At 66.5% G+C, this 5,526-nt stretch carries 6 protein-coding genes; 4 read left to right on the top strand and 2 right to left on the bottom strand.

Annotated elements, in window-relative coordinates:
* The first annotated feature begins 87 nt into the window (after positions 1–87).
* The 3 genes from folB (at position 88) to ACR9ZH_RS18295 (ending at position 1,993) form a co-directional block, all read left to right on the top strand.
* Positions 88–447 carry a dihydroneopterin aldolase gene (folB, locus tag ACR9ZH_RS18305; RefSeq protein WP_481292195.1) on the top strand — a complete coding sequence of 120 codons (360 nt, stop codon included), beginning with the start codon at positions 88–90 and terminating at the stop codon, positions 445–447.
* Complete coding sequence (gene folK, locus ACR9ZH_RS18300; protein ID WP_481292194.1) at positions 444–965, top strand: 2-amino-4-hydroxy-6-hydroxymethyldihydropteridine diphosphokinase; 522 nt, start codon at positions 444–446, stop codon at positions 963–965. Before folB ends, folK begins: the two co-directional genes overlap by 4 nt.
* A gap of 173 nt (positions 966–1,138) precedes the next feature.
* Positions 1,139–1,993 carry a DUF6159 family protein gene (locus tag ACR9ZH_RS18295; protein WP_481292193.1) on the top strand — a complete coding sequence of 285 codons (855 nt, stop codon included), beginning with the start codon at positions 1,139–1,141 and terminating at the stop codon, positions 1,991–1,993.
* A gap of 143 nt (positions 1,994–2,136) precedes the next feature.
* Here the strand turns inward: ACR9ZH_RS18295 and ACR9ZH_RS18290 are convergent, their stop codons facing one another.
* Positions 2,137–2,874 carry a pteridine reductase gene (locus ACR9ZH_RS18290; RefSeq protein WP_481292192.1) on the bottom strand — a complete coding sequence of 246 codons (738 nt, stop codon included), beginning with the start codon at positions 2,872–2,874 and terminating at the stop codon, positions 2,137–2,139.
* A 52-nt stretch (positions 2,875–2,926) separates the two neighbouring features.
* Positions 2,927–3,781 (bottom strand): hypothetical protein, encoded by an 855-nt coding sequence (locus ACR9ZH_RS18285; RefSeq protein WP_481292191.1) that lies wholly within the window; start codon positions 3,779–3,781, stop codon positions 2,927–2,929.
* 152 nt (positions 3,782–3,933) lie between these two features.
* Here ACR9ZH_RS18285 and ACR9ZH_RS18280 point away from each other — a divergent pair.
* Positions 3,934–5,526 (top strand): TonB-dependent receptor (locus ACR9ZH_RS18280; RefSeq protein ID WP_481292190.1); only part of this gene is annotated, 1,593 nt, incomplete at its 3' end.

Raw genomic sequence — 5,526 nt, 5'->3', positions numbered from 1 at the left:
AGATGTGTATAAGAGACAGATCCCCAAGCTTGCGAAATCGCCGGTCCTCGCCGACCCTGTAAGACCCTCTCACCGCCGCACCCCCCCATGGACATCGTCTTCATAGAAGACCTGCGCATCGACGCGGTCATCGGCATCTACGACTGGGAGCGCCGGATCCGGCAGACGCTGTCGTTCGACCTCGAGATGGCTTTCGACAATCGGCGGCCGGCGGCCAGCGACGACATCGCCGACACGCTCAACTACAAGTCGATTTCCAAGCGTCTGCAAGCGTACGTGGAAGCGTCCAGCTTCGGTCTCGTCGAAACCCTCGCGGAACGTTGCGCCGAACTCGTGCGCGACGAGTTCGGCGTGTCCTGGGTGAGGTTGAAACTGTCCAAACCTGGCGCGGTGCGTGGCGCCAGGGCGGTCGGCGTGCGGATCGAGCGCGGCACGCGCCCGGAATGATCGACGTGGGCCGCGCCTACCTGAGCCTCGGCTCCAACATCGACGCGGAACGGTGGCTCGCTCTCGCCGTGGCCGAATTGCGCGCGCGTTTCGGGGCGCTGGAGGTCTCGCCGGTGTACCGCAGCGCGGCCGTCGGTTTCGACGGCCCGGATTTCCTCAACCTCGCGGTCGGCCTCGACAGCGACCTGGGGCCGGAAGCGCTCAACGACTGGCTGCACGCGCTGGAGGATCGCCACGGCCGTATCCGCGGCGGGGAGCGCTTCGCCAGCCGCACGCTGGACGTGGACATCGTGCTCTACGACGATCTCGTGCTCAGCGGGGAAGGCCACCTGCAGATCCCGCGCGGCGAGCTGCGTCACGCGTTCGTGCTCAAGCCGATGGCCGACATCGCGCCCGGCGTGCGCCATCCGGTCAGCGGAAAGACCATGGCCGAACTGTGGGCGGCGTTCCCGGCTGGAAGCGAAGTGCTTACGGTGGACGAAGCCTGTACGAGCGCAATCAGCACTCAGCTGGGGTAGGAGCGCGCCTGCGCGCGACATCCTTTGAGGCCGTGACATGGAGCTGGCGCGCCAGCTTGCGGACAGCGGCGAAAATCTGTCGCGCGCAAGGCTCGCTCCTACATACACATATGGCGGTGGGGCGGCCGAGGTGCTACAACGCCTCCCACATCGGACCACGGGGACACAAGGAAATGGGTAAGTTCGCACGCAGTTGGGCGCTGATGAAGGCCAGCGCCAATATCCTTCGCCAGGACAAGGAGCTGATGCTCTTTCCGTTGCTGGCGGGCCTGGCCTCGCTGGTGGTCGTTGCCACCTTCGCCTGGCCGGTGTACACGCTGTTCGCCCACCACCATGCCGACTTCGAAGGCCAGCGCCAGCACGTCTCGCCGCTGTTCATGCTGGTGAGCTTCCTGTTCTATTTCGTCCAGTACGGCGTGGTGATCTTCTTCAACGTCGCGCTCGCCTCGGCGGCGATGATCCGCCTCGACGGCGGCAATCCGACCCTGGGCGACGGTATCCGCACCGCCATGGGCAAGCTGCCGAACATCATCGGCTACGCGCTCATCGCCGCGACGGTCGGCATGATCCTGCGCGCCCTGCAGGAGCGCCTCGGTTTCGTCGGCCGCATCGTCGCCGGCCTGCTCGGCCTCGGCTGGACGGTCGCCACCTTCCTCGTCGTGCCGGTGCTTGCCGCGCAGGACGTGGGCCCGGTCGATGCGGTGAAGCGCAGCACCTCGCTGCTCAAGCAGACCTGGGGCGAAAACCTGATCGGCAACGCAGGCATCGGCTTTGCCGGTGGCATCCTCACCTTCTGCCTGATCTTCGCCAGCGTGATCCTGTTCTTCGCCGCGGCCGCCACGCAGTCGATAGCGCTTATGGTCGCCGTGGGCGTGATGGCGGTGATCGCGCTCATCGCCCTGAGCCTGTTCCAGACGGCGATGCATGGCGTGTACTCCGCCGCGCTTTATCGTTACGCGCAGGACGGCGATCCGGGACAGGGCTTCGATCGCGCGTTGCTCGAATCGGCGTTCCGCCAGAAGAACTGAGGGATTCGCAACCTTCGGGTAGGAGTGCACTGTGGGAGCCGGCTATGCCGGCGATCCCGCGGCAGCGGGCAAGCTTGCTGCGAGCACTCATCGCCGCTGAAGGGCTCCCACAGTGCGCGCCTACCTGAGCGAGGTCTACCCGATCAGATCGTCAGGGCCCGGCCGCCGTCCACGCGCACGACCTGTCCGGTCGTGTAATGCGCATCCAGCAACAGCCAGCGCACCGCCTCGGCCACATCCTCGGGCTCGCCCTTGCGTGCGAGCGGCGTCTTCGCGATGAGCACTTCGGCGGCTTCCTCCGGTTTCCCCGACGACGGCCAGAGAATGGCGCCGGGAGCGACGGCGTTGACCCTTACCTCGGGGGCCAGCTCCTTCGCCAGCGACAGGGTCAGCATTTCGAGCGCCGCCTTCGCCATGCAATAAACGGTGTGGCCGGCCAGCGGCCGTTCCGCGTAGATATCGACGATGCTGACGATCGCGCCCCCGGATTCGCGCAGCGCGGGCGCGGCTGCCTGGGCCAGGAAGAACGGTGCCCGCGCGTTGGCGGCGAACAGGTCGTCCCAGTGCGCGGTGGTGGTATTGCCGATCGGCGTCGGATAGAAGGCCGACGCATTGTTGACGAGACCGTCGAGCCGCCCGAACGTATCCAGCACCGACTCGACCAGCGGACGCAGTGCCGCGTCGTCCTCGAGGGCCGCGGCAAACGTGGCCACACTGCCGTCGCGCACGGCGTTCAGTTCGCGGGCGAGCGCACCGGCTTCGCCGGCGGAATGACGATAGTGCAGGGCGACCGAGCAACCCGCCGCATGCAACCCGCGAACGATGGCCGCACCCACGCGACGGGCGCCGCCGGTGACGAGGATGACCGGGGAATGGTTCACGGATAGCTCCTGTTCGTGACGCGCACGAGCTTGCCGTAAACGGCGGCGCGCGTCACGTTGCCGGCTTGCGCCTTGCGACGGTTTTCTTGGCGGTGGCGGCGCGCGGGGCGGATTTTTTGGTCGTCTTGCGGACAGATGTTTTCTTGGCGGTTGCCTTCTTCTCTGCCTTACGGGCCGAAGCCTTAGGCTTCGGATCGCCGGCGGAGCCGGCTCCCACATGGCCTGTCGCAACCTCCGCGGGCGTCGATGCGGCGCGCTTCTTCGCCGGCGCCGCATCGCCGTCGTCGATGTGGATGTCGCCGCTGAAGAGATCGGTGGCGGTCTTCGCCACCTGGCCGGTGTCGTAGTAGGCGTAGGCGCCCACGCCGAGCGCGCCGACGATCGGCAGCCAGCGCGAGATGCCCTTGCCGACGGCGCGCTTCGAGACGCTGACGCCGATGCGTCCGGCCAGCCGCTGCAGCACGCTGGTGGCCGCGGTGCGGAACACCAGGCGGTCGCCCACGCGGATCGCCACGTCGCGGAAGGCCTGCGCGGCGGTGTGGCGGAACAGGCACCACAGCATCTGCTCGCGGCCAAGCTTCGCCGTTTTCCCGTACGCCGCCGCGATATCGCTGACCAGCTGGCCCTGGATGCGCCAGATCGCGACCAGTTCGGGCAGCACGGTGAGCCAGCCGAGCGGCCCCGGGGGCAGGGCGAGCGAGCCCGCCGTGATGGCCGCCTTGTTCGCGGCGGCGTTTGCGAGGCGACGGCATTCCTCATCAGCGCTTCCCTTGCGCGCGCGGGGGATGTCGCTCTCCGGGATGCGGCTGACGAACTCGAGGATCGCCTTAGCCACCGGGCTTTCGCCGCGGTCGGCGGTGACGGGAACGATCTCCTTCGACGTCGAAGCCGGCTCGCGTTTTGCCATCGTCGTGCCTCTCCAGTGCGGATGCGAGGCCATGGTCGCCGCCGCGGCGTGAGTCGTCCATGAAAACAGGCGAGCCCCGCGGGCTGAAAGCGTCGTGAAAGCTACGCTCTTCACACTTATTGATACGTTATAACATTTTACGAAGTGAGCCCATGACCCCTGTCCGCCTCGCGTCCTGCATCGCACTGGCCCTCGCGGCCGCCACCGCCCACGCCGACGACGTGACCCCGCAAAAGGCCACGAACCTGGGGGAAGTGGACGTCACCGCCAAGCTGGACGCGGCGCGCAACAGCCTTTCGCCCGACACCGGCAGCAGCCAGTACGTGATGGACCGGCAGACCATCCAGGCGTTGCCGCTGGGCGATTCCACGCCATTGAACCAGGTGATCCTGCAGGCGCCTGGCGTGGTGCAGGATTCCTACGGGCAGCTGCACGTGCGCGGCGACCACGCGAACCTGCAATACCGTATCGACGGTGTGCTGATTCCCGAGAGCATCGGCGGCTTCGGCCAGACGCTGGATGCGCGGATGATCCAGAACGTGAAGCTGCTCACCGGCGCCTTGCCTGCGCAATACGGGGAACGCACGGCGGCGATCGTCGACATCACCACGCGCACGCCGTCAAAGGATGGCGTGGGCGGCAGCGTGGGCATCACCGGTGGTCAGTTCGGTACGATCAACCCGAATGCCACGCTGTTCGGCCGCAGCGGTGCGTGGAGCTGGTTCCTTACGGCGAATTACCTCGAGAACGACGTCGGCATCGAGAACCCGACGTCCAGCCGCAAGCCGATCCACGACCACACCAACCAGGTGAAGGCGTTCGGCGACATCTCCTACCTGATCGACAACGATACGCGCCTCAGCTTCCTGTTCGGTGCGACGAACAACCGCTTCGAGATCCCGAACAATCCGGGGCAGACACCGCAATTCGGTTACCTCGACGTCACGAATTTCGATTCCGCGCAGCTGGACGAGCGCCAGCGCGAAAAGACCCGCTTCGGCATCCTCAGCCTGCAGGGCAAGCTCGGCGACACGGCTTACCAGGTGTCGGCAGGGCAGCGCTACAGTGGCCTGGACTTCACCCCCGACGACATCGGCGACCTGATGTTCAATGGCGTCGCGTCGGACGTGAGCCGGGCCAATCGCGCGAGCACGCTGCAGGCGGACTTCTCCACGCCGCTGGGCGACAGCCACACCTTGCGCTATGGCATGTACGCCTCGTTCGAAAGGGCGACGGCCACCAACGACGCGCTGGTCTTCCCCGCCGACGACGAGGGTAACCAGACCTCGACCACGCCGCTGAACATTGTGGATGCCAGCAGGCTCATCGCCCGTACCTATGCGCTGTACCTGCAGGACGAATGGAGCATCGGCGACAGGTGGACGGTGAACTACGGCGCACGCGCCGACCGTTATGACGCCTTCCGTCCGGAAAGCCAGCTCAGCCCGCGTGTCGGGGTCGTCTACCAGCCGACCGATAGCACTACCATCCATGCGGGGTACTCGCGCTACTTCACGCCGCCGGCGTCGGAGATGATCAGCCCCACCTCGATCGCGAAGTTCGCCGGCACGACCAACGCGTTGCCCGGCGCAGGCAACGATACGCCGCTGGCGGAGCGCTCCAGCTACTACGACATCGGCATCTCGCAGAAGCTCGGCAGCGCGTGGACCGTAGGACTCGACAGCTATTATCGCCGCGTGTCGCGCATCCAGGACGAAGGACAGTTCGGCACCGCGCTGGTCTAT

Source organism: Luteibacter sp. SVR4-7G (assembly GCF_056755555.1).
Note: the sequence above shows the minus strand (reverse complement) of the source record. Positions and strands in the feature narration are given on the sequence as shown.